The sequence below is a fragment of the Pseudomonas sp. HMSC057H01 genome (assembly GCF_001836405.1).
GTDB lineage: Bacteria > Pseudomonadota > Gammaproteobacteria > Pseudomonadales > Pseudomonadaceae > Pseudomonas > Pseudomonas aeruginosa.
The window spans coordinates 1-23,248 of sequence record NZ_KV828490.1 but is presented as its reverse complement, the minus strand read 5'-3'; the positions used below and the strand labels follow the sequence as shown (position 1 = coordinate 23,248).

Here is a 23,248-nt window from a genome sequence, read left to right as displayed (position 1 = left end):
CTCAGGCGTTGTCTTCCTCGTAGCGGTCCAGGGTGTCGCTGGCGATCTGCCGGCCGAGGGCGATCAGCTCCGGCGCCTTGTAGAACTCGAAGAAGCGGCAGACCCGCTTCGGCACGTTGATCAGGATGTCCGGCGGGTAGCCGGCGATCTTGTACTGCGCCAACGAGGTCTGCATCACCTCGAAGCTCTGGTTGACCAGTTCCAGCAGCGATGCCGGACCGCTGCTTTCCACCACCGTGGTGCCGCTGGCCGACTTCGGCGAGTCCTTGCCTTGCGGCGCCGCGGCCGGCTGTTGCAGTTGCGGCTCGGCGGGCTCCTCGGATTCCGCCGGAACCGGATGGAGCAGGGCGTCGGCGCTCAGCTCCGGCGGGGTATTGTCGTCGCCGTGGCGGCGGAAGAACGAGAGTTTGTGGCCGAGGCTCTCGATCATGCTGTCGAAGCGCCCCTTGAGCGCGGCCGGACGCTCGATCACCGGCAGGTGGTATTGCTTCTGGTTGGTGGCGTTGAGGTTGACCGCGATGATCAGGTCGCTGTGGGCCGACACCACCGGCACGATCGGCAACGGGTTGAGCAGGCCGCCGTCGACCAGCATGCGGCTGCCCTGCATGACCGGGGTGAACAGGCTGGGGATCGCCGCCGAGGCGCGCATGGCCTGGTGCAGGCAGCCTTCCTGGAACCAGATTTCCTGCTGGTTGGTGAGGTCGGTGGCAACCGCCGTGTAGGGGATCGACAGGTCCTCGATGTTCACCTCCCCGAGGATCTCGTGGATCTTGCCGAACACCCGCTCGCCGCGGATCGCGCCGAGGCGGAAGCTGACGTCGAGCAGGCGCAGCACGTCGAGGTAATCCAGGCTTTCCACCCACTCGCGGTACTCGCGCAGCTTGCCGGCGGCGTAGATGCCGCCGATCACCGAGCCCATGGAACAACCGGCGATGCAGGTGATCTCATAGCCGCGCGCCTCGAGTTCCTCGATCACGCCGATGTGCGCGTAGCCGCGCGCACCGCCGGAGCCCAATACCAGGGCGACCTGTTTGCTCATCTGCAACCCCTTGCCAATACTGCGTGACGAAGCGAAAACGATACGCGTGTCGCCCGGCCGCCGCCAAGTGCGTCGCGGCGATGCGCGGCCCTTTCCCTGTCCGGAGATCGTTCGATGAAAACCTGGATCGTTCTGCCCGTCCTTGCCCTGACCCTGGCCGGCTGCGCCGGCAAGACCGCCTACCGGGAGAACTGTGCCGACCAGCTGGACGCGGCCTGGAAGGAACTCGACCTGGCCAAGGCCGAAGGCTTCGCCGGCACCGTCAGCTACTCGAAGGCCCTGACCCTGCTCACCGGGGCCAAGACCCAGCAGCAGTTCGAAGCCTACGAGGGCTGCACCAGCAAGGCCGAGAAGGCGCGCTTCTATATCCGCGAGTCGCGCGCCGGGCGCTGAGCCGGGCGCGGCGATCGGCCCTCTGGCGGCGGCGCCGGCTTTGCTAGAATGGGCACTTTTCCGACATCCACGGGAGTACACCGATGAGCGAGGCGATCCGCCTGACCCAGTACAGCCACGGCGCCGGCTGCGGCTGCAAGATTTCGCCCAAGGTACTGGAGGTGATCCTCGCCGGCAGCGGCGCGCAGAACCTCGATCCGAAGCTCTGGGTCGGCAACGCCTCGCGCGACGACGCGGCTGTCTACGCCCTCGACGAGGAGCGCGGGGTGGTCTCCACCACCGATTTCTTCATGCCGATCGTCGACGACCCCTTCGATTTCGGCCGTATCGCCGCGACCAACGCCATCAGCGACATCTACGCCATGGGTGGCGACCCGCTGATGGCCATCGCCATCCTCGGCTGGCCGGTCAACGTGCTGGCCGCGGAAGTCGCCCGCGAGGTGATCGCCGGCGGCCGCAAGGTCTGCGAGGAAGCCGGCATCCCGCTGGCCGGCGGACACTCCATCGACGCCCCCGAGCCGATCTTCGGCCTGGCCGTGACCGGCGTGGTGGAGAAGCGTTTCATGAAACGCAACGACACCGCCGAGGCCGGCTGCAGGCTGTACCTGACCAAGCCGCTGGGCATCGGCATCCTCACCACTGCCGAGAAGAAGGCCAGGCTGCGCGCCGAGGACGTCGGCGTGGCGCGCGACTGGATGTGCACCCTGAACAGGCCCGGCGCGCGCTTCGGTCGATTGGCCGGGGTCAAGGCGATGACCGACGTCACCGGTTTCGGCCTGCTCGGCCACCTGGTGGAAATGGCCGACGGCAGCAAGCTCACCGCGCGCGTTGAGTACGCCGCGGTGCCGCGCCTGGCCAGTGCCGAATATTACCTGGAGCAGGGCTGCGTGCCCGGCGGCACCCTGCGCAACTTCGACAGCTATGGCGAGCGCATCGCGCCACTGCCGGAGGTGCAGAAGCTGTTGCTTTGCGATCCGCAGACCAGCGGCGGCCTGCTGGTGGCGGTGGCTCCGGAAGGCGAGGCGGAGTTCCTCGCCGTGGCGGCGGAACTCGGCCTGCAACTGGCGCCGATCGGCGAACTGGTCGAGCGACAGAGTCTCGCGGTACAGGTGCTGTAATGCGCGACAACACCCAGCACTACCGCGAGCTGTTTCTCGACGATATCCCCCTGATGGATGTGCGCGCCCCGGTGGAGTACCACAAGGGCGCCTTTCCCAACACGGTCAACCGGCCGCTGATGAACGACATCGAGCGGCAGAAGGTGGGCACCAGCTATAAGCAGCACGGCCAGCAGGCCGCCATCGCCCTTGGTCACGAACTGGTCTGCGGGGCGCTCAAGGCCGAACGGCTGGCGGCCTGGAAAGCCTTCGCCGAAGCCAACCCGAACGGCTACCTGTATTGCTTCCGCGGCGGCCTGCGCTCGCAGATCGTCCAGCAGTGGCTGAAGCAGGACGCCGGCATCGACTACCCACGGGTGATCGGCGGCTACAAGGCGTTGCGCAACTTCCTTTTCGAAACCACCCGCGCGGCGGTCGACGAGTGCGATTTCGTGCTGGTCGGCGGCCTCACCGGTTGCGGCAAGACCGAGGTGATCGCGGCGCTGGACAACAGCCTCGATCTCGAAGGCCACGCCAACCACCGCGGCTCCAGCTTTGGCCGGCGAGCCACGCCGCAGCCGGCGCAGATCGACTTCGAGAACCGCCTGGCCATCGACATCCTGAAGAAGCGTCATCGTGGCGTCGGCCAGTTCGTCCTCGAGGACGAGGGGCGGATCGTCGGCAGCTGCTCCTTGCCGCTGGAGCTGTACCAGGGCATGCAGGGCTACCCGCTGGTCTGGCTGGAGGATGCCTTCGAGCAGCGTGTCGAGCGTATCCTCAGGGACTACGTGATCGACCTGCGCAGCGAGTTCGAGCGCGTGGTGGGCGTGGAGGAGGGCTTCGCCGCCTTCTCCGCCTACCTGCAGAAGAGCCTCGCCGGCATCGTCAAGCGCCTCGGCGGCGAGCGCTACCAGCGGCTGGCGGCGATCCTCGTGCAGGCGCTGGAAGAGCAGGGCCGCGACGGCTCGGTGGATACCCATCGCGGCTGGATCGAGGGGCTGCTCAAGGAGTACTACGACCCGATGTACGCCTTCCAGCGGCAGAGCAAGGAAGACCGCGTCGAGTTCCGTGGCAACCAGGCCGAGGTGATCGGCTACCTGCGCCAGCGTCAGGCGTTGCGGCCATCGTAGTGCTGTACCGGGAGCGCGTTGGCGTCGATGTCCTCCAGGCAGCGCGCGTTGACCGCGGCCATCGCCTGGCCGTCCGGGCCTATGCCTTCGCTGAACGGCGCGCAGCCGCAGGTGGGGCAGAAGTGATGCTGCAGGCGATGGGTGTTGAAGGTGTAGGTGTGCATCGCGCTGGCCGGCGTCTTCAGCGCCAGACGGTCGCGCGGGACGAACCACAGCAGCCAGCCGCGCCGGCTGCACAGTGAACAGTTGCACTGGATCACCTGGTCGAGGTCGCCTTCGACTTCGTAGGCGATGGTTCCGCAGTGGCAGCTTCCTCGATAGTTCATGGCAGGGCTCCTGGGTGAGGGTAGGGCAAGTCTAGCCGCTGCCTCCAGGTGGCGCAGGGCCGCGGCGCAGACGGTCGCGAGAGCTGCGGGGCTGCGGCATAATCGGCGTCCCCTCCGTCGATTTCCGCGAGACCGCCATGCAACTGGACTTCACCACCATCGCTCCCGCCGAGGCCTATCGCTGGTTGGCTTCCACCGTCACCCCGCGACCGATTGCCTGGGTCTCGACCCTGTCCGCCGAGGGCGCCAGCAACCTGGCCCCGTTCAGCTTCTTCCAGGTGATCAGCGACGAGCCGCCGACCCTGATGGTCAACGTCAGCCTGCGCGACGACGGCAGCCTCAAGGACACCCTGCGCAACGTCCAGGCCACCGGGCAGTTGGTGATCCACCTGGTCGGCGCCGCCCAGGCAGAGACCATGAACGCCACCTCCGCCTGGCTGCCCCATGGCGTGAGCGAGATCGAGACGGTCGGCATCCCTACCGTGTCCAGCGTACGCGTGGCGCCGCCGCGGATCGCCGCGGCGGCGGTGGCCTTCGAGTGCGAGGTGGCGGAGATCAAGCCGTATCCGGCGGAGAACCCCAATTGCCACCTGATCTTCGCCCGCGTGCTGCTGGCCCATGTCGACGATGCCGTGCTGGCCGACGAGCGCCATGTGGATAGCGACAGGCTCGACCTGGTCGGTCGCCTGGGCGGCAGCCACTACAGCTATACCCGCGACACGTTCAGCATGATCCGGCCCAGGTAGTCGGGCTCAGTCCGGCGCCCGCAGGCACTCGTCGACCGTGCGCCGGCACACCGGCGCCTGGCCCGCGGCCTGGCGTTCCTGCCACTGGCGATAGGCGAACTGGTAGCTTTCCGGATACACCCCGCCGCGTTTCAGCGGCGCCACGATACTCGCGCGCAGCGCCTGTTCGGTCAGCGCCAGGTGCGCGGCCAGGCGCTGGAACTGCCAGGGCTGCTGGCCCTGGCGGCGCTCCAGGACCTCGACGTGGTACAGGCCGTCGGCCGCCGCGCTCGACAGGTTGTGCACGATCAGCCAGCGCGACAGGCCCGGCGCCGCCGGCAACGACCAGAGCGGCTGCTCGATCGGGCCGCTCCAGTCGGCCAGGGCGGGGGCGCACAGACTCAGCGACAGCAACAGCGGCAATACGGGACGCATGGCAAGCTCCTTTTTCCATGGGGCGCCCAGTATGGCTCCGCGCCCGCCCGACGTCAGCCCGGATATCCTGGAAACGACCTGCGCATATCTCTCCTGGCCATTATCGTGCTACTACCTTGCCCGGCCGCTCAGGTTCGGCGAAAAACGCGCGACACAGCGGGAAATGCGCACGCAGACGGCGCGTCACGGGGGAGGGGAGTCATGCTGGGGTTGCTGCGCAGGCGTCTGGCCGATCTCGGCACGGCGAAGAAACTGGCCATCGGTTTTACCCTGGTCCTGCTATTGACCGCGCTGGTGGCCGCGCTCGCGGTGCTCTCGCTGCATGCGCTGGGGCAGCGCTTCGCGCGCCTGCAGGAGATGAGCGCGATCAATCGCGACGTGCTGGAGGTTCGCCAGGCCGAGAAGGACTTTGCCCTGCACGGGGAAAAGAGCGACGCCGAGCGCTTGCGCCAGCGCCTGGCCGCGACCCTTGAACGGGTGGGCCGGCTCAAGGCCGACGGCGACGCCGATCAGGCGCTTGGCATGGCCGAGGTGGAGCAGGTGCTGGCGGCATACCTCGAAGCGTTCGGCCGCTTCGAGCAGTCCATCCAGGGACGCCAGTTGGCTTGGGAAAGCGCCAGCTGGTCGCTGAACGGCGCCGCCAACAGCCTCGATATCCTCCAGTCCAGCCTGGCCGAGGATGGCGCCTATGCGCTGAAGGAGAGCCAGGGGCACGACGGCGAGCCGCTGTTGCAGCAGGCGGCCCAGGTCGCCCAGGTCAATCGCCTGGTCCTTCAGGGGCTGGACGAGGCCCGCTCGCGTCTCGAAGCGCGCGCCGCGGATGCGCAGGAGGGGCCGCCGAAATCGCTGCGCGAGGCGCTGGAGCTGGCAGCCCTGCTGGAGCAGGCGATCACCGACGATGCCTACGTGTCGGTGGTCAAGGACGTGCTGACCAATATCCGCGGTTTCGCCGACAAGCTCGCCGAGTATCGCGCCAGCCAGCGCCAGGAGCGGCAGATGTACGCCGCCATGGGCGAGCGCGCCGGGCAGGTGATGGCGCGTGTCGACCGTAGCTGGGAGGCGCAGCAGCAGGCCATGCTCCACAGCCTGCGGACAAACTCCCTGCTGATCGTCGGCGCCGCCGTGCTGGCGCTGCTGGTGGGCCTGGGCGCGGCCTTCGGCATCAGCCTGCTGATCGTCCGTCCGCTGCGCCAGGCGATGGGTGTGGCGCAGCGGATCGCCGAAGGCGACCTGGCGGTACGGGTCGACAGCGAGCGGCGCGACGAGGTTGGCCAACTGATGGCCGCGATGCGCGCCATGACCGGCAGCCTGCGCGGTATCGTCAGCCAGTTGCAGGACGGCGTCGGGCGGATTGCCGGCGCTTCCGAGGCGCTGTCCGGCGTTACCACGCGCACCCGCCTGGGAATCGACAGCCAGCGGGCGGAAACCGAACAGGTGGCCACGGCGATGAACCAGATGGCCGCCACCGTCCATGAAGTGGCGCACAACGCCGAGGAAGCCGCGGGGGCGGCGGAAAGCGCCGACGGCAAGGTCAGCGTCGGCCAGGAGGTGGTACGCCAGACCCTGGAGCGGATCGAGCGACTGGCCGAGGCGGTGCGCGCGGCCACCGCCAGCGTCGAGGCGCTGAGCGCCGACAGCCAGCGCATCGGCAGCATGCTGGACGTGATCAAGAGCGTGGCCGAGCAGACCAACCTGCTGGCGCTGAACGCCGCCATCGAGGCGGCGCGGGCCGGCGACCAGGGTCGAGGCTTCGCCGTGGTCGCCGACGAGGTGCGGGCGCTGGCGCGGCGCACCCAACAGTCCACGGCCGAGATCGAGACCCTGATCGGTGCCTTGCAGAATGGCACGCAGCAGGCGGTGCAGCGTATGCAGCGCAGCCACCAGTTGGTGGACCAGAGCGTCGACGACGCGTTGCAGACCGAGGCGGCGCTGGGCAACATCGCTACGGCGGTGGCGCTGATCCAGCAGATGAACCAGCAGATCGCCGCGGCCTCCGAGCAGCAGAGCGCGGTCGCCGAGGAGATCAACCGCAGCGTCACGGCGATCCGCGAGGTGGCCGATCAGTCGGCCCAGGCCATGCAGTCGACGGCTTCGTCCAGCGAACAACTGGCGGAGCTGGGGCGCGAACTACAGGGCATGGTCAGGCATTTCCGCTTGTAGCCGCGGCCTGGGCGGCGAGTCTTTCCTGCTGGCGCAGCCAGTAGCGATAAGCACTGACCCCCGAGCGCACCGAGCTGAACACCAGCGGCGGCTTGATCTCGCCGAGCATGCTCGAGCGTTGCAGCAGGTCCAGCGTCTGCCCGGTCACCCGCGCCAGCGACAGGTGCACGCCCTGGGCCTTGAGGATCTGTTGCACCTCGTGGAGGGTGGCCAGGCCGCTGATGTCGAGGTTGGTCATGGCTTCGGCGTTGAGCAGCACCGCATTCGGCCGCTCGCTGCCGTCCACCACGGCAAGCACCCGCTGCTTGAAGTAGTCGGCGTTGAAGAACAACAGGGGGGCGTCGAAGCGGTAGATCACCAGGCCGGGAAGAGTGGTGGCCTGCGGGTACTTGGCCAGCTCGACCTGGCCGTCGATGCCGTGCATCCAGCCGAGCACCGCGTCGCTCGGGCGATAGGTGTAGTAGAGCAGGCGCAGTACGGCGATGCTGACGGCGACGAAGATTCCCGGCAGCACGCCGACGCTGAGCACGCCGACGGTGGTCAGCAGGCAGAGGCTGAACTCGAAGCGGCTGAGCTTCCAGAAGCCCTTCAGCGCCTGCACGTCGATCAGGCCCCAGCCGGCCAGCAACAGGACCGCGCCGAGCGCCGGCATCGGCACCCAGCCCAGGGGCTTGTTCAGCAGCAACAGGGTGGCGGCGATCACCAGTGCGGCGATCACGCCGACCAGTTGGGTCTTGCCGCCGACCATGTCGTTCACCGCGGTGCGTGAGTCGGCGCCGCTGATGGCGAAGCCCTGGGAGACCCCGGCGCCGATGTTGGCCAGGCCGAGGGCGACGAATTCGTGGTTGGCGTTGATGCTGTAGCCGTGACGGGCGGCGAAGCTGCGCGCGGTGAGCATGGCGCTGCAGAAGCTGACCACGGTAATGCCGGTGGCGTCGCGCAGCAGGCTTTTCAGTTCCTCCAGGCTGGTCTGCGGCCAGCTCAGTTGCGGCAGCCCGGCCGGTACCTCGCCAAGCAGTTCCACGCCGTAGCGATCCAGGCCCAGCAGCGCCGCGGCGAGACTGGCCAGGAGGACGCCGCAGAGCGCCCCGGGCAACTGCGGGAAGCGCCGCGGCAGCAGCACCATCAGCAAGAGCGAGAGGCTGCCGAGGATCAGCGTCGGCCAATGGATGTGCAGCAGGTTCTCCAGCAGCGCGAGGATGCCGGCGACGAAGCCGCTGGTCGCCGCCTCGTAGCCGAACAGCTTGCCCAGTTGCCCGACCAGCAGGCTCAGGCCGATGCCGTTGAGGTAGCCGACCAGGATCGGTCGCGAGAGGAAGCTGGCGATGAATCCGGCGCGGGCCAGGCCGGCGACGATGGAGAACAGCCCGACCATGATCGCGACGATCATCGACAGGTCCACCAGGCGCTGCGGGTCGCCCGCCGCCAGCGGGGTGATGGCGGCGGCGACCATCGCCGCGGTCGCCGCGTCGGGGCCGACCATCAACTGGCGCGAGCTGCCGATCAGGGCGTAGATCAGCATCGGCAGGATGCATGCATAGAGGCCTACCTGGGGCGGGAAGCCGGCGATCTGGGCGTAGGCGATGGCGGTGGGGATCTGGATCGCCGCCACCGACAGCCCGGCCTGGACATCCGGACGGAACCAGGCGCGGCGGTAGTGGAGCAGGCTATCGAGTCCGGGTACCCAGCGGGCGAGCGGCATGCGGCTGATTCCTTGCAGGCGCGGATGCCGCAGCTTAGCCCGAAGGACAGGCGGCAGGATTGCCGGGAATCATTATTTCTTCAGTGCACACGCTCTTCGAGGCGAGGCGCAGGGCGGATAGCGCAAGGCGCTATCCGCCGCTTCTTCGCGCCGGCGGCGGACCTCAGACCTTCAACACCAACTTGCCGAAGTTTTCCCCGCTGAACAGCTTGAGCAGCGTTTCGGGGAAGGTCTCCAGGCCTTCGACGATGTCCTCGCGCGATTGCAGCTTGCCTTCCGCCAGCCAGGTGGCCATCTCCTTCAGGCCTTCTGGGAAGCGCTGGGCATAGTCCATCACCACCATGCCTTCCATGCGCGCCCGATTGACCAGCAGCGACAGGTAGTTGGCCGGGCCGCGCACCGCTTCCTTGTTGTTGTACTGGCTGATCGCCCCGCAGAGGACGATGCGTGCCTTGAAGGCGATACGGGTGAGCACCGTGTCGAGGATTTCGCCGCCGACGTTGTCGAAGAACACATCGATACCCTTCGGGCATTCGCGCTTGAGTCCGGCGGCGAGGTCTTCGTTCTTGTAGTCGATGGCGCCGTCGAAGCCCAGTTCTTCGACCAGGAAGCGACATTTCTCGGCGCCGCCGGCGATGCCCACCACCCGGCAGCCCTTGAGCCTGGCGATCTGCCCGGCAACGCTGCCCACCGCACCGGCGGCGCCGGAGATCACCACGGTCTCGCCGTTCTTCGGCTGGCCGACGTCGAGCAACGCGAAGTAGGCGGTCATGCCGGTCATGCCCAGCGCCGAGAGATAGCGTGGCAGCGGCGCGCGGGACGGGTCGACCTTGTAGAAACCCTTGGGCTCGCCGACGAAATAGTCCTGCACGCCGAGGGCGCCGTTGACGTAGTCGCCGGCCTGGAAGCCGGGGTGCTTCGAAACCAGCACCTTGCCGACGCCGAGCGCGCGCATCACCTCGCCGATCCCCACCGGCGGGATGTAGGAGCGGGCGTCGTTCATCCAGCCGCGCATCGCCGGGTCCAGCGACAGGTACTCGTTCTTCACCAGGATCTGGCCCTCGGCCGGCTCGCCGAGCGGGGTCTCGACGAAACTGAAGGTGTCGCGGCCGGGCAGCCCGCTGGGACGCTGGGCCAACTGGTATTGCCGATTGATCTGGGAGGTCATGGCAGGGTACTCGAATGTCGGGAAACAGGCCCCTAGGGATAGCCGGCGCCGGCGCCGGCGGCAAGCGAAGGCGAGCGCGGAAATGACCGGTCATCTATGTCGATGATTCGCCGCCATCAGTCTTATCAGCGGGCTGGATGGCCCATCCTCCAGTCCCCTGATAGTGCTATGCCTTGCGCCGGCCCTGGCTAGACTGGCGCGGCCCGATTCCGTCGCGGTTGGCGGAAGGCGATTTTCCGAGGAGCAGCAGATGAGCAAACTTCTTTCCGGCCAGGTCGCACTGGTCACTGGCGGTGCGGCGGGCATCGGCCGCGCTACCGCGCTGGCCTTCGCCGCCGCCGGGGTCAAGGTGGTGGTCGCCGACCTGGACAGCGCCGGCGGCGAGGGCACGGTCGAAGCGATCCGCCAGGCGGGAGGCGAAGCCCTCTTCATTCGCTGCGACGTCACCCGCGACGCCGAGGTCAAGGCGCTGGTAGAGGGTTGCGCGGCGGCCTACGGCCATCTCGACTACGCCTTCAACAACGCCGGCATCGAGATCGAGCAGGGCAAGCTGGCCGACGGCAACGAAGCCGAGTTCGACGCCATCATGGCTGTCAACGTGAAGGGCGTCTGGTTGTGCATGAAGCACCAGATCCCGCTGATGCTGGCCCAGGGCGGCGGCGCGATCGTCAACACCGCCTCGGTCGCCGGGCTCGGCGCGGCGCCGAAGATGAGCATCTACGCTGCTTCCAAGCACGCGGTGATCGGCCTGACCAAATCGGCGGCGATCGAGTACGCGAAGAAGGGCATCCGCGTCAACGCCGTGTGTCCGGCGGTGATCGACACCGACATGTTCCGCCGCGCCTACGAGGCCGATCCGCGCAAGGCCGAGTTCGCCGCCGCGATGCATCCGCTGGGTCGGGTCGGACGGGTCGAGGAAATCGCCGCCGCGGTGCTCTACCTGTGCAGCGACCACGCGGGCTTCACCACCGGTATCGCCTTGCCAGTGGACGGCGGGGCGACGGCGATCTGAGCGGGCGGCGATACAATCGGGATGCCCCGGCGCGGGGCATTCGCATTCTGTTACAGGTCGGCGCGCGGTTTGGCGCGCCAGGCCACTGCCGGGGGACTAACCTGGGTCGAGAATCCGGGGCCTGAGCCCGTCTCCATCGCATCGGAGCAATAACAATAATGACCGCCGATCCCATCCTGACCCTGTTCCTCCCCATCGCCCTGGGCATCATCATGCTCGGTCTCGGACTGTCCCTGACCCCGGCCGACTTCCTCCGCGTGGTGCGCTACCCGAAGCCGGTGCTGGTCGGCCTGGTGTGCCAGATCGTCCTGCTGCCCCTGGCCTGTTTCCTGATCGTCCAGGGCTTCGCCCTCGAGGCGGCCCTGGCGGTCGGCATGATGTTGCTGGCGGCCTCGCCCGGCGGCACCACCGCCAACCTCTACAGCCACCTGGCGCATGGCGACGTGGCACTGAACATCACCCTGACCGCGGTGAACTCGGTGATCGCCATCCTCACCATGCCGCTGATCGTCAATCTGTCGCTGCAATACTTCATGGGCGACGGGCAGGCGATTCCCCTGCAGTTCGGCAAGGTCATGCAGGTGTTCGTCATCGTCCTCGGCCCGGTGGCCATCGGCATGCTGGTGCGCAACCGCCTGCCGGCCGTGGCGGATCGGCTGCAGAAGCCGGTGAAGATCCTTTCCGCGCTGCTGTTGCTGGTGATCATCCTGCTGGCGCTGGCCAAGGACTGGCAGACCTTCGTCACCTACGCGCCGGTGGTCGGGCTGGCCGCGCTGGCCTTCAACCTGCTGAGCCTGGCGGTGGGCTACTGGGTACCGCGCCTGCTGCGCCTGCCGAAGGCCCAGGCGGTGGCCATCGGCATGGAGATCGGCATCCACAACGGCACCCTGGCGATCGCCCTGGCGCTGAGTCCGAGCCTGCTGAACAACAGCACCATGGCGATTCCGCCGGCGATCTACGGGGTGTTGATGTTCTTCACCGCGGCGGCCTTCGGCTGGTGGGTCAGCCGTGGCCACCAGGCCGCGCCGGCGCCCGTGACGGCGCCGGACTGAGGTCGGTCAGCCGCGCCGCCAGTTGAGCACGAACTGAGTCAGCAGGCCGGCCACCAGGCCCCAGAACGCCGAGCCGATGGACAGCAGGGTGAAGCCGGAGGCGGTGACCATGAAGGTCACCAGCGCGGCCTCGCGCTGGCGCTCGTCGGCCATCGAATTGGCCAGGCCGTTCATGATCGAGCCGAGCAGGGCGATAGCGGCGATGGACAGCACCAGTGCCTTGGGGAACGCCGCGAACAACGCTGCCAGGGTGGCGCCGAAGGTTCCCGCGACGCAGTTGAAGAAGCCGCACCAGAGCGCCGCGGTATAGCGCTTGTGCGGGTCCTCGTGGGCCGAGGGACCGGTGCAGATCGCCGCGCTGATCGCCGCCAGGTTGATCCCGTGGGAGCCGAACGGCGCCAGCAGGATCGAGGCGATGCCGGTGCTCGAGATCAGCGGCGAGGCCGGCACCTGGTAGCCGTCGGCGCGCAGCACGGCGATGCCGGGCATGTTCTGCGACGCCATGGCGACGATGAACAACGGGATGCCGATGCTGATGGTGGCGGCCAGGGAGAAGCTCGGCATGGTCCACTCCGGTACCGCCAGTTCCAGGCGGAACCTGCTGAAGTCCAGTTGGCCCAGTATCCCGGCCAGCAGCACCCCCACCAGTAGCGCAGCGAACACCGCATAGCGCGGCGAGAAGCGTTTGCACAGCAGATAGCTGAAGAACATCGCCAGCACCAGCAGGGTCTGTTGCTCGGCGGCGTTGCAGATCTCGATGCCGATGCGGAACAGCACCCCGGCCAGCAGCGCCGAGGCCAGCGAGGAGGGAACCTGGCGCATCAGGCGTTCGAAGCTGCCGGTGACGCCGCACAGGGTGATCAGGAGGGCGCAGACGATGAAGGCGCCGATCGCCTCGCTGTACGGCACTCCGGGCAGGCTGCTGATCAGCAGCGCCGCGCCGGGGGTGGACCAGGCGATCACGATCGGCACCCGGTAGCGCAGGGTCAGGCCGATGGTCGCCAGGCCCATGCCGATCGACAGGGCCCAGATCCACGAGGAAATCTGCGCGCTGCTGAGGCCGGCGTTCTGCCCGGCCTGGAACATCAGTACCAGCGAGCTGGTGTAGCCGGTGAGCATGGCGACGAAGCCGGCCACCACGGCGGCGGGAGAGGAGTCGGCGAACGGACGCAGACGAGGCTGGGGCTGGGGCTGGGTGGTTTCGGTCATGCCGGGTACTTCCATGGAGTGTGCGGGACGACCGGGCACGGCGGTGGGCGGAGCCACGGGGCAGGTTGCGCGAGGCGCGGAGTGCCGATCATCTTTTTCTGTTTTGCGCAGCCTAAACAGCCGGCCAGGGGCTGTCCCGGTACAGCCGCGGACATAGTTGGCCATACAGTCGCAGCTGCCGGAAGCTGGCGGAGCTGGTAACTTCCCGGCATTTGCCGAGGAGCTTCGCCATGGATGCAAACCCCTACGCCACGCCGCGTGTCGAATTGGTCGAGCAGGGCATACCGGATGCTTTCCGCCGGCGCTGGACGCCCGCGCAACTGCGCATCCTCGCCTGGCTCTGCCTGGCCTCGATAGCCGGCGGCGTGGTGCTGATGGTGCTCAGCCTGCTGGAGGCATTCGGCGATGGCGCCGCGTTCGGGGTCTACGCCGACTGGCTGGGCCTGCTCCTCAGCCTGCTCGGCGCCTACCTGCTGCTGCGGCTCAAGCACCTGGTCGAGTCGCGCTTTCGCGGCCCCTCGCTGGCCTGGCCGGTATGGTTGTCGATTCTCCTGACCCTGCTGGGCGAGGGCTGGAGCCTGCTGGCGGTTACCGACGATGCGCTGCAGGGTTGGAACTGGCAGGCGCTGGTGTACTTCGCGCTGCTTGCGCTGATCGGCGCTACCACCCTCTGGCTGGGCCTGCGTCTGCTCAAGCAGGAAAACCTCTATCCGTCGCTGCGGATCATGGCCTGGCTGGACATCGCCGGCGGCGCGATGCTGGCTTCGGTGCTGTTGCTGGTGCTGGCGGTACTGCCGCTGCTGGCCGCCACCCTGGCCATGGCGCTGGCCTGCTGGCGCGCGGCGCGGGAGCTGGAGCGGGGCTAGCGGGCAGCCGGTCGGCTTGCCGAGCGTCCAGGCGCCAGGCCCATGGGCGTCAGTCGGCGGCCTCCGTCGCCGCTTCGCCGCGGCTGCCTGCATGCGCCCGAGCCAGGGTGCGATTGACCGCCAGCCAGCCGGAGACCGCTTCGCCGCCGGCTTCCTCGAAGCAGCGTTGGAGCAGCCGCGACTGCTCGCGACGCAGCGCCTTTTCCAACCGCACGCCCTCGGCGGTGAGGCCGAGGAGGCGTTTGCGCTTGTCGTCGTCGGCGGTGGCGCTGCCGATCAGGTTCATCTCCAGCAACTGGCGCAGCGGGATGTTCAGCGCCTGCTTGGTCACGCCGAGCAGGGCCAGCAGTTCCTTCACGCTGAGGCCCGGATAGCGGGCGATGAAGAACAGCACGCGGTGGTGCACGCGACCCAGGCCGCGGCGGGCGAGCATCTCGTCAGGCTTGGTGGTGAAGGCCTGGTACGCGAAGAAGAAGGCTTCCATCATGGCCTGCTGCTGGACGGCGTGGTTTTTCAGGTCAGGCATATTGACGCTTCCGGGCGCGGCATCGTAGTTTCGGTCAAGCAGTTTGACTCATTTTTTCCCGCCTACGCTACCGGTGATCCCATGGCCTTCTCTGAACGCATCTCCCGCCTGAAAAGCTCCTTGATCCGCGAAATCCTTGCCGCGGCGCAGCGTCCGGAGGTGATGTCGTTCGCCGGCGGGCTGCCGGCCGAGCCGATGCTGCCGAAGGTGCAGTGGGAGCAGATGCCGGCCTCCATGGGCCAGTACGGCATGAGCGAAGGCGAGCCTGCCCTGCGCGAAGCCATCGCCGCCGAAGCGCGCGCCCTCGGCGTCCCCTGCGAGGCGAGCCAGGTGCTGATCGTCAGCGGTTCGCAGCAGACCCTCGACCTGGCCAGCAAGCTGTTCATCGATCCGGGCACCGAGGTGCTGCTCGAGGCGCCGACCTACCTCGCCGCGCTACAGGCCTTCCAATTGTTCGGCGCCGATTGCGTGACCGTGCCGCTGGGTGCCGAGGGCCCCGACCTGGTTGCCCTGCGGCAGCGCCTGGAGCGACACAAGCCGGCTTTCGCCTACCTGATCCCGACTTTCCAGAATCCGTCCGGCGTGCGCTACAGCGAGGGACGCCGCGACGCGGTGGCGGCGCTGCTCGACGAATTCGGCGTGACCCTGATCGAAGACGAACCCTATCGCGAACTGGTGTTCGACGAGGGCCGCGCAACCCCGCTGGTCAGCCGCCTGCGCAAGTCCAGCTGGATCTATACCGGCACGGTGTCGAAAACCCTGCTGCCGGGCCTGCGCGTCGGTTTCCTGATCGCCACCCCGGACCTGTTCCCGCACCTGCTGCGGCTGAAACAGTCGGCCGACCTGCATACCAACCGGGTAGGGCAGTGGCAGGCGCTGCAATGGTTCGGCAGCGAGGCCTATCGCCAGCACCTGGCCGAACTGCGCGAGTTCTACCGGGTCCGCCGCGACGCCATGCAGGAGGCCCTGCTGGAGCACTTCGGCGAGCTGGCCGAATGGAATATCCCGGAGGGCGGGCTGTTCTTCTGGCTGACTCTCAGGCAGCCGCTGGATACCCGCACCCTGCTCCAGCCGGCGCTGGCCGCCGATGTCGCATTCATGCCCGGCGAACCTTTCTTCGCCGAGCCGGAGCAGAACCTCGGGCGTCTGCGGCTGAACTTCAGCCACGTCGCCCCGGAGCGCCTGCACGAAGGCCTGCGGCGCCTGGCCAAGGTCGTCCGCGATGCCCAGGCCGCCGAAGCGGCCTGAACCCTCATCGGCGCTCCTCCCGGGGCGCCGGCCATCCGATCCGAGGAGCGACACGATGTACAAGGTCTACGGTGATTACCGTTCGGGCAACTGCTACAAGATCAAGCTGGCCATGTCGCTGCTCGGCATCGACTACCAGTGGGTACCGGTGGACATTCTCAAGGGCGAGACCCAGACCCCGGAGTTCCTGGCGAAGAACCCCAACGGCAAGATACCGGTGCTGGAGCTGGAGGACGGCAGTTGCCTGTGGGAGTCCAACGCCATCCTCAACTTCCTCGCCGACGGCAGCGCCCTGTTGCCCAGCGAACCGCGCCTGCGCACCCAGGTGCTGCAATGGCAATTCTTCGAGCAATACAGCCATGAGCCCTATGTGGCCGTGGCGCGCTTCATCAAGCTCTACCTCGGCCTCCCGGAAGCCCGCCGCGCCGAGTTCGAAGAGAAGAAGATCGGCGGCTACAAGGCCCTCGACGTCATGGAGAAACAGCTGTCGCGCACGCCATTCCTGGTCGGCGAACAGTTCTCCATCGCCGATATCACCCTCTACGCCTACACCCATGTCGCCCATGAAGGCGGCTTCGACCTGACGGCCTACCCGGCGATCCGCGCGTGGATCAAGCGAGTGGGGGAGGTGCCGGGGTATGTGGGGATGCTGGATTGAGGGGAGCTTCGATCAGCGGTTGGCGAGGCAGTGATTTCTGTCATGAGCGGGAGTTTCGGGTAGAGCGAAATTTCCACTCATTGGGCAAGATGCGTGAACTTCCTGAGCCAGGGAAAATTCCCGGCAGTGTTGGGCCAGGTCATGAGTAAGTGTGCGTTATCTCAGCTGGATTCATACTTGCTCATGGTGCTTTGCTAGCGTTTCGTCGGAGCGATCCTGGTTCGCTGGCATCCTCCAGCTTTTCTGTTTATTCGAGAAAAGAACATGTCAACTTTCCGATGTATGATTCCCATGGATAGGGGGTTTTCATTTGCTTCTGTCTTTTGGTTTTTTATATAACCTTCCCTAAGGCTGATTTTCAGTTATTCGGATATTAATATCTCAACAACTATTTTTGAATAGTCGATGTCTCCATTTGGTTTGGGCTTTTTTAGTGGGTCGAAAGCATATTTTATGGTGATTTTTTTTCCTGCTTCGTAATGCTTTCTGTCGGTATTCTTGTTTGTGTAAGTGCCCTCCGTGCAGAGGGTTTTGTTTTCTGTTTCTATATCTATCGTGTTGAAATCTTCGGTATTGTCTTGCCCCGTTAAATATACTTTCTTTATGGTTCCGGAAATTTCTTTTTGTGGAATTGATCCGTTTTCAAGATTGTCCCACCATTCCTTTGAGCCCAGTAGTCCATAAGTCCCTTTAAGGCCAGCTTTAGGCTTCGTTGTATTCAAAGTGAGTTCATGGGCTTTTCGAATGTACTCGGGGTCTTCTTTGATACGCTGTTTGAAGTTATAAATGGTTTTCATGAGTTTTCTCTAGTCTATTACTTCGAAGTCTATTAGGTTCTTGTTGAAAATCTCTAGGGCTTTTCCATCCCCAAGGCCAGTGTTGATAACGCCGCCTCCTTCATTTATCGTTGGCTTTTTTAGTGCTTCGAGTTTGAATAGTGCGTTGTTCTGTTTCCAGCCCTTTCGGGCGGGAGGGAGATCTGGAAGCAATAGGCCGGTTCCGGAATTTGCAGTTACTCCAATTTTAGACAGCTCATTCATGGTGCCTGGACTGGCTGTAAGTCTTACTAATTTCCCATCATACTCTTGGGAGTAGGATTGTAGCGGGGAGATGAAGGTCTCACTCGTCGGAGGTACTTCAAAGTTGTTCCTCAGTATCTCAAGGTGCTGCTCGCTTAGTGTTCGGTAGTAAATCTCGTTTCCCTGCGCATCCAGCTCTACGATTGGTCCTGCCGGCTTTTTGCTGCCGGATGTGGAGTTAATCCCTTTGCGGGGATTATTGTCTAATGCTTCGGGACAGCGAGTTTTATTTGAGGCCAGCCCCAACGGGTCCACCCACCCCGTCGGATTCGGCACGTACCGGTAGCTGTTCAACCCACCTGCCAGCCTGATCGGATCGGGGGTCAGGTAGCGTCCCGTGCTTGGATTGTAGTAGCGATGGCGGTTGTAGTGCAGCCCGGTCTCGGCGTCGAAATACTGGCCCTGGAAGCGCAGTGGGTTATCCACTTCGGCGATGTCCAGCTTGAGCACATTGCCGTAAGCCCGGTAGCGCGCCGACCAGCAGAGGCGGCCATCGGCGCGGGTCAGTTCCTGCGGGGTACCGAGGTGGTCGAGTTGGTAGTAGCAGGGTTCGACCTGTTCCGGGCCTTCGCCGTCGAGCAGGGCCAGCGGGCGGAAGCTGTCGGGTTCGTAGAGATAGGTGCGGTAGTGCCGGTCGCCGCTCTCGGCGAGCAGGCGTTCGCCGAGCCAGAGGAACTCGGTATTGCGCCCGTCGACCTGCTTGGCAATGCGTCGGCCGAAGGCGTCGTAGCGGTAGACGACCTGGCGCCCGTCCGGCAGGCTGACGCCGATCAGGCGGTGTTGGCAGTCGTAGCTGTATTCGGTGACCAGCTTCTGCCCGGTGCCGCGGCGTTCGCGAACGAGATTGCCGTGGGCGTCGTAGTCGAAATGCCGGTCGCCCTGCGTCAGCAGGCGATTTCCGCGAACCTCCATCTGTCGCGCGTCGAATTGCCCGCCCTGGGCGAGCAGGTTGCCGGCCGGGTCGTGCACGAAGCTTTCCGGGGTTTCACCGCGTACGCCGAGCAGGCGGTCCAGCGGGTCGTAGTGGAAGCTGCGAATGCCCTTGCGGCTGTCCTCGATGGCGGCCAGGTTGCCGCTAGCGTCATAGCGGTACTGGCGCTGGTAGAGATGGCGCTGCCGCTGACTGACCTGGTGGGCCAGCAGGCGGCCCTGCTCATCGTAGTGGTATTGGCTGAGCAGTTCGCCCTGCTGGCGCTGGCGTTCGCGACCGCTACCGAACTGGTGCCGGGTCAGGGACTGGCCGTTGAGATCGATTGCCGAGAGGGTGCCGCCGGTCTGGTAGCGGTAGTCGACGCGGTTGCCGTCGGGCAGTCGGCAGTGGATCAACTGGCCGAGGGCGTCGTAGGCGTAGTGAAGGGTGGCCCAGCCCTGGTGCTCGCGGACCAGGCGGTCCCGTAGGTCGTATTCGTAGGCCAGCGGCCAGGTGCCGTCGTCGACGGCGACCAGGCGTCCGAGCGTATCGTAGCGGTAGTCGACCCGATTGCCGTCGGGCAGTGTCTTCGCCAGCAGGCGCCCGGTACTGTCGCGCTGGTAGGTGGTGCGCAGTTCGCTGCCGTCGTCGCCGTACTCGGTTTTCTCCAGAAGCTGGCCTTTGAGGTCGTAGCGATAGGCGGTGCGGCGGCCGTCGAAGCCGGTTTCCTGGCTGATCAGGCCGTTGCCGTGGTAATCGAGGCGATAGCGTTCGCCGCGTTCGTTCTCGATCTCGCTGAGCAGTAGCCGGGCGTTTTCGTAGCGGTAGCGCAGCTGACTGCCGTCCGGGTTGATCCGCCGGCTGACCAGGTGCAGGTCGTCAAGATATTCGTAGCGGGTCATCCGGCCCTGTTCGTCGCACTCGCTGGTGACCTTGCCGTAAGCGTTGTAGCGGTACATGCGGCTGGCGCCACCGGGCAGGGTGATCTGGCTCAGGCGGCCTGCTGCATCCCACTGGAACCGGGTGATGGCGCCGCTTTCGTCCTGGCGGGTGATCTGTCTACCCAGTGTGTCGTAGCGATAGCGGCGCACGCTACCGTCCGGAAGCTGTTCTTCTATCAACTGGCCGAGCGGATTCCAGGTCAACTGGTGCAGGCTGCCGTCGGCATGGGTGATTTCCACCAGGCAGCCGCGGTGGTCGTAGGCGTAGTGGGTGACGTTGCCTTCGGGATCGGTCTGGCGGGTGATGTCGCCCTGAGTGTTGCGCTCGTACTTCCACTGCGCCTCGCCGCGGCGCACGCTGCGCACGAAGCCGTCGAAGTAGCTATAGCAGGTTGGCTCGCCTTCGGCCGGGAGCAGTGCCTCCAAGCGTCCGGCCTGGTCGTAGCGGTACTCGGTGATCGTTCCCAACGGATCGCGTTCGGCGACCAGTTGGCCCTTCTCGTCGTAGTGCCTGAGGGTTTCGCCTCCGTCGGGATCGACCTGGCGTACCAGGCGCGCGTTGTCGTCGTGGACATAGACTTCCTCGCTGCCGTCGGCGTTGATCGCGGTAACGCTGCCGTCTTCGTTCCAGACGTAGCGCGAGTCCATCTGCGGGAAGCTGGCCCAGTGATGGACCGCGCGGGCCTGCTTGCCTTCGCCTTCCCATTCCCAGAAGAACGAGGCGCCGCCGGCCAACTGGCGCTCGAGGATGACATTGCGCGCGTCGTAGCGATAGCGTTCGGCCTCGTAGAGTGCGTTTCCGGCTTCGATCAACTGGCCACGTTCGTTGCAGCGGTAGCGGGCGAGTACCTGGGTGGTGTGCCAGCAGGCCTCCAGGTTATCGGCGGGCTGGTACACCTGGTACTCGACGCGCTCGATGTGCCTGCCCTGGTAGCACAGCAGTAGCGCGCGCCCGGCCTTGTGGCTGAGGCGGCGCGGCCGGCCGAGGCGGTCGCGACTCAGTTCCAGGCGGTTGCCGTAGGCGTCGCTGATGGCGATCAGGTAAGCGCCGTCCGGGTCTTTGCGGAAGTGGTAGAAGCGCGGCTTTTCGCCGGCCTGGGCAAGGATCAGTTCGGATGGGTCGCCGCCGAGGTAGATGGCGGCGCGCGACAGTCGGTTGGTGATCGCCGGGCGCTGGGCGTCAGGGATCGGGAAGCGGGTCCGGCGGTTCTCGTGATCGGTCCATACCAGCTCGTCGCCGTCGCGATCGAGGCGATGGGAGAGGGCATGGCTCCAGCCGAAGCCCAGACCATTGTCGATTTCCGCCGCGCTGGTGCGGTACAGGCGCGTCCAGGCGAAACGCAGCGGACCGTCCAGCTCGCAGTCGGTCAGGGTCAGCAGCTCCTCGCCGGTGACCATCGAAACGGGACAGTCCTTGACGCAGGTCTGGGCGGCCTGGTCGGCGGGTTTGCCGGCGGGCGTCCTGCCGGGTGCGGAGGCATCGGGCGTCGCCTGACTGCTGGAGAGCGAGGTGTTCGCGCGCTTTCCTCGGCTCAGCGGCAGGGTGTCGTGCTCGGTGCGGGCGATGCCTTGGGCGGTGCTCTGGATCTGTGCGGTGATCTTGTTGGAGCTGTTGGCCATCACTTCACCGCGGACGGCCAGAGGTTTCAGCTTTTCCGCGTGCAACTGGAGGGAATGCCGACAGCTGGTATCGATCAGCACCTGCATGGCTTTGCGCAGCAGCATCGCACCTTCGGAGGCCTTGATTGCTTTCGAGCCCTTGACGGCCAGGCGAACGGCGAGACCGGCTCCGCCGGTCAGGATGATGCCGAGCAGAATATCGAGGAGCAGGCCGGTGGAGAGTTCCGCGACCATTTCCGCGGCAGTCGTGGGCGGCAGCAACTGGGTCCAGCACACGATGGCGCTGGCATAGATGAACAGAAGCGGTTCGTCGCTGGCGATCAGCAAGGCGGTACCGAGGAGTTCCTTGGCCTGAGCCTTGAGCTTTTCGAAATCCGCTTCGTTGATGAACTCAAGGAGTTTCGCCGCGTGCTCGTCGAGGTTCGCGAGGATGCCGAACAGCTCGACCACATCATCCCAGAGATTGACCAGCGCTTTGCCCATGCCGTCCAGATAGGCGTCGTTTATCTGCTCCATCCGCCTACGGTCGCCAACCGGCGCGAGCCTTTTCCATTCGGCGGAAAGCGGGCCGTTCCATTGCTCCAGAAGCCACTCGTTCAGCTTGGCGATTACGTCGTCGTAGGAGCGGTAGAGCGCGTCGATCTCCTGGATGCTTACCTCTGGGTAGAACTTGACCTGGTACAGCGTATTGGGAGCGCAGCCGCTTATGCTCGCCATCCCATCTGCATCCAGTACGCCCTTGAACTGCGGTGTCCTGCTGCCTATCCGAGTGATTTCGTAAGGCGTGTTGCCGATGGGCACGAAACTGGTCGATTCGAAAGTATGCAGCAGTTTCAGTTGACCGTTGACCGGACATGAGGCGACGTCTTCGAGGATGTTGGCGTCCTTGTCGGCTTTCAGCCTGGTCAACTCGTTGCCGTTCCCATCGGAAAGGGCGATGGTCTGCTGGACGTCGAGTGCCCAGCCCCAGAGCCAACTGTTCGCATATTCCTCATAGCGGTTGAGCACCCCGGAGCTGAATTCGCCGATCAACTGGCTGGCATCCGGCTGCTTCGCGTTCACTCCGCGCAGCATGAACATGGCGTAGAACGACGAGATCATGGGGTCAGGTCCTTTTCCAACTGGTTCAACAACAGGCCGCCGATCTCATCCATGGCGACGGCTTTCGCGATGAGGCGTCTGGCGCGCAATTGCAGACTTCGCTCGGGATAGGCGAAGTACAGATCTGCGTGGTTCTCGCGCAGCCACTGCAGCAGGTTGTCGATAGCGGTAGTCGGGTCGTCGGCATGCAGCGTGTCGACCAGTGCCCGCGGAACCTCCCACCAGGGGTAGGGACGGGCGGCATGGGGATGGCCCTGGCCGGTTTCGAGTGCTTTGCCATTGATCAGGTAACGGCCGAACATCGGCAGTACTTCGTGCGCTTTCTCGCCGAGGTGGGCGAGTATCGGTAGCAGGTGACGGCCGTCCCAGAAACGGAAGAACACTTCGCTGCCATCCGGCATGCGTACCTGGGTGAGGCTGCGTAGGTGCTCTAGGATTGCGTCTGTCGACCAGGTGGAAACTGCCAGCCAACCCCAGTCGCGAGACTTTTCGCTGGCAGCCCAATCGAGGAATACGCTGCTGGGGGACAGCTTCGCGAGGTAGGGCATCACCGGTTGCCAGTCGGCATATGGCGTACCGTTCCAGAGAGGGAGCGGTAGGGGTGGGCTGTCTTTCCGGTAGTAGGCTTGCAGGGGCGCGGCATCGCTGGCGCTGCCGAAGATCGCGTACAGGCATTCGCCTGCCTGCAGCGGATGTCGGGCCAGCCAGGTTCGCGGGGAGAGGGCGTCAGAGGTCACAGGCACCGTCCTTGCACTTCTCGCACTCTTCGCAGAAGGGCGCGTTGCGCTTCAGGGTATTGATCTGGGCCGGGGTGAGGAGGGCGCCGGCCTTGTCGCTGTCGGCCTGCCGCA

20 protein-coding genes and 1 pseudogene are annotated in these 23,248 nt (G+C 65.6%); 10 read left to right on the top strand and 11 right to left on the bottom strand.

Annotated features, from left to right (window positions below; all coding sequences use genetic code 11):
* Window position 1: 1 nt before the first annotated feature.
* Window positions 2-1,039 carry a patatin-like phospholipase family protein gene (locus tag HMPREF2581_RS18625; protein ID WP_003087542.1) on the bottom strand — a complete coding sequence of 346 codons (1,038 nt, stop codon included), beginning with the start codon at window positions 1,037-1,039 and terminating at the stop codon, window positions 2-4.
* Between the two features lie 114 nt (window positions 1,040-1,153).
* Between HMPREF2581_RS18625 and HMPREF2581_RS18620 the strand changes: the two genes are divergently transcribed.
* The 3 genes from HMPREF2581_RS18620 to mnmH all read left to right on the top strand — a co-directional run bounded on the left by HMPREF2581_RS18620 (window position 1,154) and on the right by mnmH (window position 3,659).
* On the top strand, window positions 1,154-1,432 hold the full coding sequence (locus HMPREF2581_RS18620; protein ID WP_003097836.1) for a hypothetical protein: 279 nt from the start codon (window positions 1,154-1,156) through the stop codon (window positions 1,430-1,432).
* Between the two features lie 83 nt (window positions 1,433-1,515).
* A complete protein-coding gene (selD, locus tag HMPREF2581_RS18615) occupies window positions 1,516-2,550 on the top strand; it encodes a selenide, water dikinase SelD (protein ID WP_003087546.1) in 1,035 nt (344 codons plus the stop codon).
* Window positions 2,550-3,659, top strand: coding sequence for a tRNA 2-selenouridine(34) synthase MnmH (gene mnmH / locus HMPREF2581_RS18610; protein ID WP_003087548.1), 1,110 nt, complete (start codon window positions 2,550-2,552; stop codon window positions 3,657-3,659). The genes selD and mnmH overlap by 1 nt, the downstream gene beginning before the upstream one ends.
* Here mnmH and HMPREF2581_RS18605 read toward each other — a convergent pair.
* Window positions 3,638-3,985, bottom strand: coding sequence for a GFA family protein (locus HMPREF2581_RS18605; protein ID WP_003114600.1), 348 nt, complete (start codon window positions 3,983-3,985; stop codon window positions 3,638-3,640). The genes mnmH and HMPREF2581_RS18605 overlap by 22 nt on opposite strands.
* Window positions 3,986-4,122: 137 nt before the next feature.
* Here HMPREF2581_RS18605 and HMPREF2581_RS18600 point away from each other — a divergent pair, with 137 nt between their 5' ends.
* A complete protein-coding gene (locus tag HMPREF2581_RS18600; RefSeq protein ID WP_003087553.1) occupies window positions 4,123-4,731 on the top strand; it encodes a flavin reductase family protein in 609 nt (202 codons plus the stop codon).
* Between the two features lie 6 nt (window positions 4,732-4,737).
* Here the strand turns inward: HMPREF2581_RS18600 and HMPREF2581_RS18595 are convergent, their stop codons facing one another.
* A complete protein-coding gene (locus HMPREF2581_RS18595; protein ID WP_003087555.1) occupies window positions 4,738-5,145 on the bottom strand; it encodes a DUF5086 domain-containing protein in 408 nt (135 codons plus the stop codon).
* 201 nt (window positions 5,146-5,346) lie between these two features.
* On the opposite strand from HMPREF2581_RS18595, the gene HMPREF2581_RS18590 reads away from it, so the two are divergent.
* Window positions 5,347-7,305, top strand: a complete 1,959-nt coding sequence (locus HMPREF2581_RS18590; protein ID WP_003140119.1) for a methyl-accepting chemotaxis protein — start codon at window positions 5,347-5,349, stop codon at window positions 7,303-7,305.
* On the opposite strand, the gene HMPREF2581_RS18585 is transcribed toward HMPREF2581_RS18590, so the two are convergent.
* Both HMPREF2581_RS18585 and HMPREF2581_RS18580 read right to left on the bottom strand, forming a co-directional pair.
* Entirely contained in the window at window positions 7,286-9,007 is a 1,722-nt protein-coding gene (locus HMPREF2581_RS18585; protein ID WP_003140117.1) for a SulP family inorganic anion transporter, read from the bottom strand. The genes HMPREF2581_RS18590 and HMPREF2581_RS18585 overlap by 20 nt on opposite strands.
* Window positions 9,008-9,170: 163 nt before the next feature.
* Entirely contained in the window at window positions 9,171-10,175 is a 1,005-nt protein-coding gene (locus HMPREF2581_RS18580) for an NADP-dependent oxidoreductase (RefSeq protein ID WP_003120416.1), read from the bottom strand.
* Between the two features lie 250 nt (window positions 10,176-10,425).
* Between HMPREF2581_RS18580 and HMPREF2581_RS18575 the strand changes: the two genes are divergently transcribed.
* The gene (locus HMPREF2581_RS18575; protein ID WP_003140115.1) at window positions 10,426-11,187 is read left to right on the top strand and encodes an SDR family oxidoreductase; all 762 of its coding nucleotides are present in this window, start codon (window positions 10,426-10,428) and stop codon (window positions 11,185-11,187) included.
* A gap of 158 nt (window positions 11,188-11,345) precedes the next feature.
* On the top strand, window positions 11,346-12,239 hold the full coding sequence (locus tag HMPREF2581_RS18570) for a bile acid:sodium symporter family protein (protein ID WP_003097823.1): 894 nt from the start codon (window positions 11,346-11,348) through the stop codon (window positions 12,237-12,239).
* Between the two features lie 6 nt (window positions 12,240-12,245).
* On the opposite strand, the gene HMPREF2581_RS18565 is transcribed toward HMPREF2581_RS18570, so the two are convergent.
* Window positions 12,246-13,448 (bottom strand): benzoate/H(+) symporter BenE family transporter, encoded by a 1,203-nt coding sequence (locus HMPREF2581_RS18565; protein WP_003140113.1) that lies wholly within the window; start codon window positions 13,446-13,448, stop codon window positions 12,246-12,248.
* Between the two features lie 230 nt (window positions 13,449-13,678).
* Here HMPREF2581_RS18565 and HMPREF2581_RS18560 point away from each other — a divergent pair, with 230 nt between their 5' ends.
* Window positions 13,679-14,314 carry a hypothetical protein gene (locus HMPREF2581_RS18560; RefSeq protein WP_003087573.1) on the top strand — a complete coding sequence of 212 codons (636 nt, stop codon included), beginning with the start codon at window positions 13,679-13,681 and terminating at the stop codon, window positions 14,312-14,314.
* 49 nt (window positions 14,315-14,363) lie between these two features.
* Here the strand turns inward: HMPREF2581_RS18560 and HMPREF2581_RS18555 are convergent, their stop codons facing one another.
* On the bottom strand, window positions 14,364-14,840 hold the full coding sequence (locus tag HMPREF2581_RS18555) for a MarR family winged helix-turn-helix transcriptional regulator (RefSeq protein ID WP_003097819.1): 477 nt from the start codon (window positions 14,838-14,840) through the stop codon (window positions 14,364-14,366).
* A gap of 81 nt (window positions 14,841-14,921) precedes the next feature.
* On the opposite strand from HMPREF2581_RS18555, the gene HMPREF2581_RS18550 reads away from it, so the two are divergent.
* Together HMPREF2581_RS18550 and HMPREF2581_RS18545 are read left to right on the top strand one after the other, a co-directional pair.
* Window positions 14,922-16,088 (top strand): aminotransferase-like domain-containing protein, encoded by a 1,167-nt coding sequence (locus tag HMPREF2581_RS18550; RefSeq protein ID WP_003140110.1) that lies wholly within the window; start codon window positions 14,922-14,924, stop codon window positions 16,086-16,088.
* 55 nt (window positions 16,089-16,143) lie between these two features.
* Complete coding sequence (locus tag HMPREF2581_RS18545; protein WP_003097816.1) at window positions 16,144-16,746, top strand: glutathione S-transferase family protein; 603 nt, start codon at window positions 16,144-16,146, stop codon at window positions 16,744-16,746.
* Window positions 16,747-17,108: 362 nt separating this feature from the next.
* On the opposite strand, the gene HMPREF2581_RS32310 is transcribed toward HMPREF2581_RS18545, so the two are convergent.
* The 4 genes and pseudogenes from HMPREF2581_RS32310 to HMPREF2581_RS32305 form a co-directional block, all read right to left on the bottom strand.
* Window positions 17,109-17,543, bottom strand: coding sequence for a hypothetical protein (locus tag HMPREF2581_RS32310; RefSeq protein WP_016254153.1), 435 nt, complete (start codon window positions 17,541-17,543; stop codon window positions 17,109-17,111).
* 9 nt (window positions 17,544-17,552) lie between these two features.
* Window positions 17,553-22,397, bottom strand: a complete 4,845-nt coding sequence (locus tag HMPREF2581_RS18540; protein ID WP_003140107.1) for an RHS repeat-associated core domain-containing protein — start codon at window positions 22,395-22,397, stop codon at window positions 17,553-17,555.
* Window positions 22,394-23,134 (bottom strand): DUF4123 domain-containing protein, encoded by a 741-nt coding sequence (locus HMPREF2581_RS18535; RefSeq protein ID WP_003140105.1) that lies wholly within the window; start codon window positions 23,132-23,134, stop codon window positions 22,394-22,396. Before HMPREF2581_RS18535 ends, HMPREF2581_RS18540 begins: the two co-directional genes overlap by 4 nt.
* Window positions 23,124-23,248, bottom strand: a pseudogene (locus HMPREF2581_RS32305) (Rhs element Vgr protein); the annotation flags it as partial. The gene HMPREF2581_RS18535 and the pseudogene HMPREF2581_RS32305, both read right to left, overlap by 11 nt.

Coding starts and splice junctions, on each gene's coding strand:
- HMPREF2581_RS18625 (WP_003087542.1), bottom strand. CDS start 1,039: ATGAGCAAACAGGTCGCCCTGGTATTGGGCTCCGGCGGTGCGCGCGGC.
- HMPREF2581_RS18620 (WP_003097836.1), top strand. CDS start 1,154: ATGAAAACCTGGATCGTTCTGCCCGTCCTTGCCCTGACCCTGGCCGGC.
- selD (WP_003087546.1), top strand. CDS start 1,516: ATGAGCGAGGCGATCCGCCTGACCCAGTACAGCCACGGCGCCGGCTGC.
- mnmH (WP_003087548.1), top strand. CDS start 2,550: ATGCGCGACAACACCCAGCACTACCGCGAGCTGTTTCTCGACGATATC.
- HMPREF2581_RS18605 (WP_003114600.1), bottom strand. CDS start 3,985: ATGAACTATCGAGGAAGCTGCCACTGCGGAACCATCGCCTACGAAGTC.
- HMPREF2581_RS18600 (WP_003087553.1), top strand. CDS start 4,123: ATGCAACTGGACTTCACCACCATCGCTCCCGCCGAGGCCTATCGCTGG.
- HMPREF2581_RS18595 (WP_003087555.1), bottom strand. CDS start 5,145: ATGCGTCCCGTATTGCCGCTGTTGCTGTCGCTGAGTCTGTGCGCCCCC.
- HMPREF2581_RS18590 (WP_003140119.1), top strand. CDS start 5,347: ATGCTGGGGTTGCTGCGCAGGCGTCTGGCCGATCTCGGCACGGCGAAG.
- HMPREF2581_RS18585 (WP_003140117.1), bottom strand. CDS start 9,007: ATGCCGCTCGCCCGCTGGGTACCCGGACTCGATAGCCTGCTCCACTAC.
- HMPREF2581_RS18580 (WP_003120416.1), bottom strand. CDS start 10,175: ATGACCTCCCAGATCAATCGGCAATACCAGTTGGCCCAGCGTCCCAGC.
- HMPREF2581_RS18575 (WP_003140115.1), top strand. CDS start 10,426: ATGAGCAAACTTCTTTCCGGCCAGGTCGCACTGGTCACTGGCGGTGCG.
- HMPREF2581_RS18570 (WP_003097823.1), top strand. CDS start 11,346: ATGACCGCCGATCCCATCCTGACCCTGTTCCTCCCCATCGCCCTGGGC.
- HMPREF2581_RS18565 (WP_003140113.1), bottom strand. CDS start 13,448: ATGACCGAAACCACCCAGCCCCAGCCCCAGCCTCGTCTGCGTCCGTTC.
- HMPREF2581_RS18560 (WP_003087573.1), top strand. CDS start 13,679: ATGGATGCAAACCCCTACGCCACGCCGCGTGTCGAATTGGTCGAGCAG.
- HMPREF2581_RS18555 (WP_003097819.1), bottom strand. CDS start 14,840: ATGCCTGACCTGAAAAACCACGCCGTCCAGCAGCAGGCCATGATGGAA.
- HMPREF2581_RS18550 (WP_003140110.1), top strand. CDS start 14,922: ATGGCCTTCTCTGAACGCATCTCCCGCCTGAAAAGCTCCTTGATCCGC.
- HMPREF2581_RS18545 (WP_003097816.1), top strand. CDS start 16,144: ATGTACAAGGTCTACGGTGATTACCGTTCGGGCAACTGCTACAAGATC.
- HMPREF2581_RS32310 (WP_016254153.1), bottom strand. CDS start 17,543: ATGAAAACCATTTATAACTTCAAACAGCGTATCAAAGAAGACCCCGAG.
- HMPREF2581_RS18540 (WP_003140107.1), bottom strand. CDS start 22,397: ATGATCTCGTCGTTCTACGCCATGTTCATGCTGCGCGGAGTGAACGCG.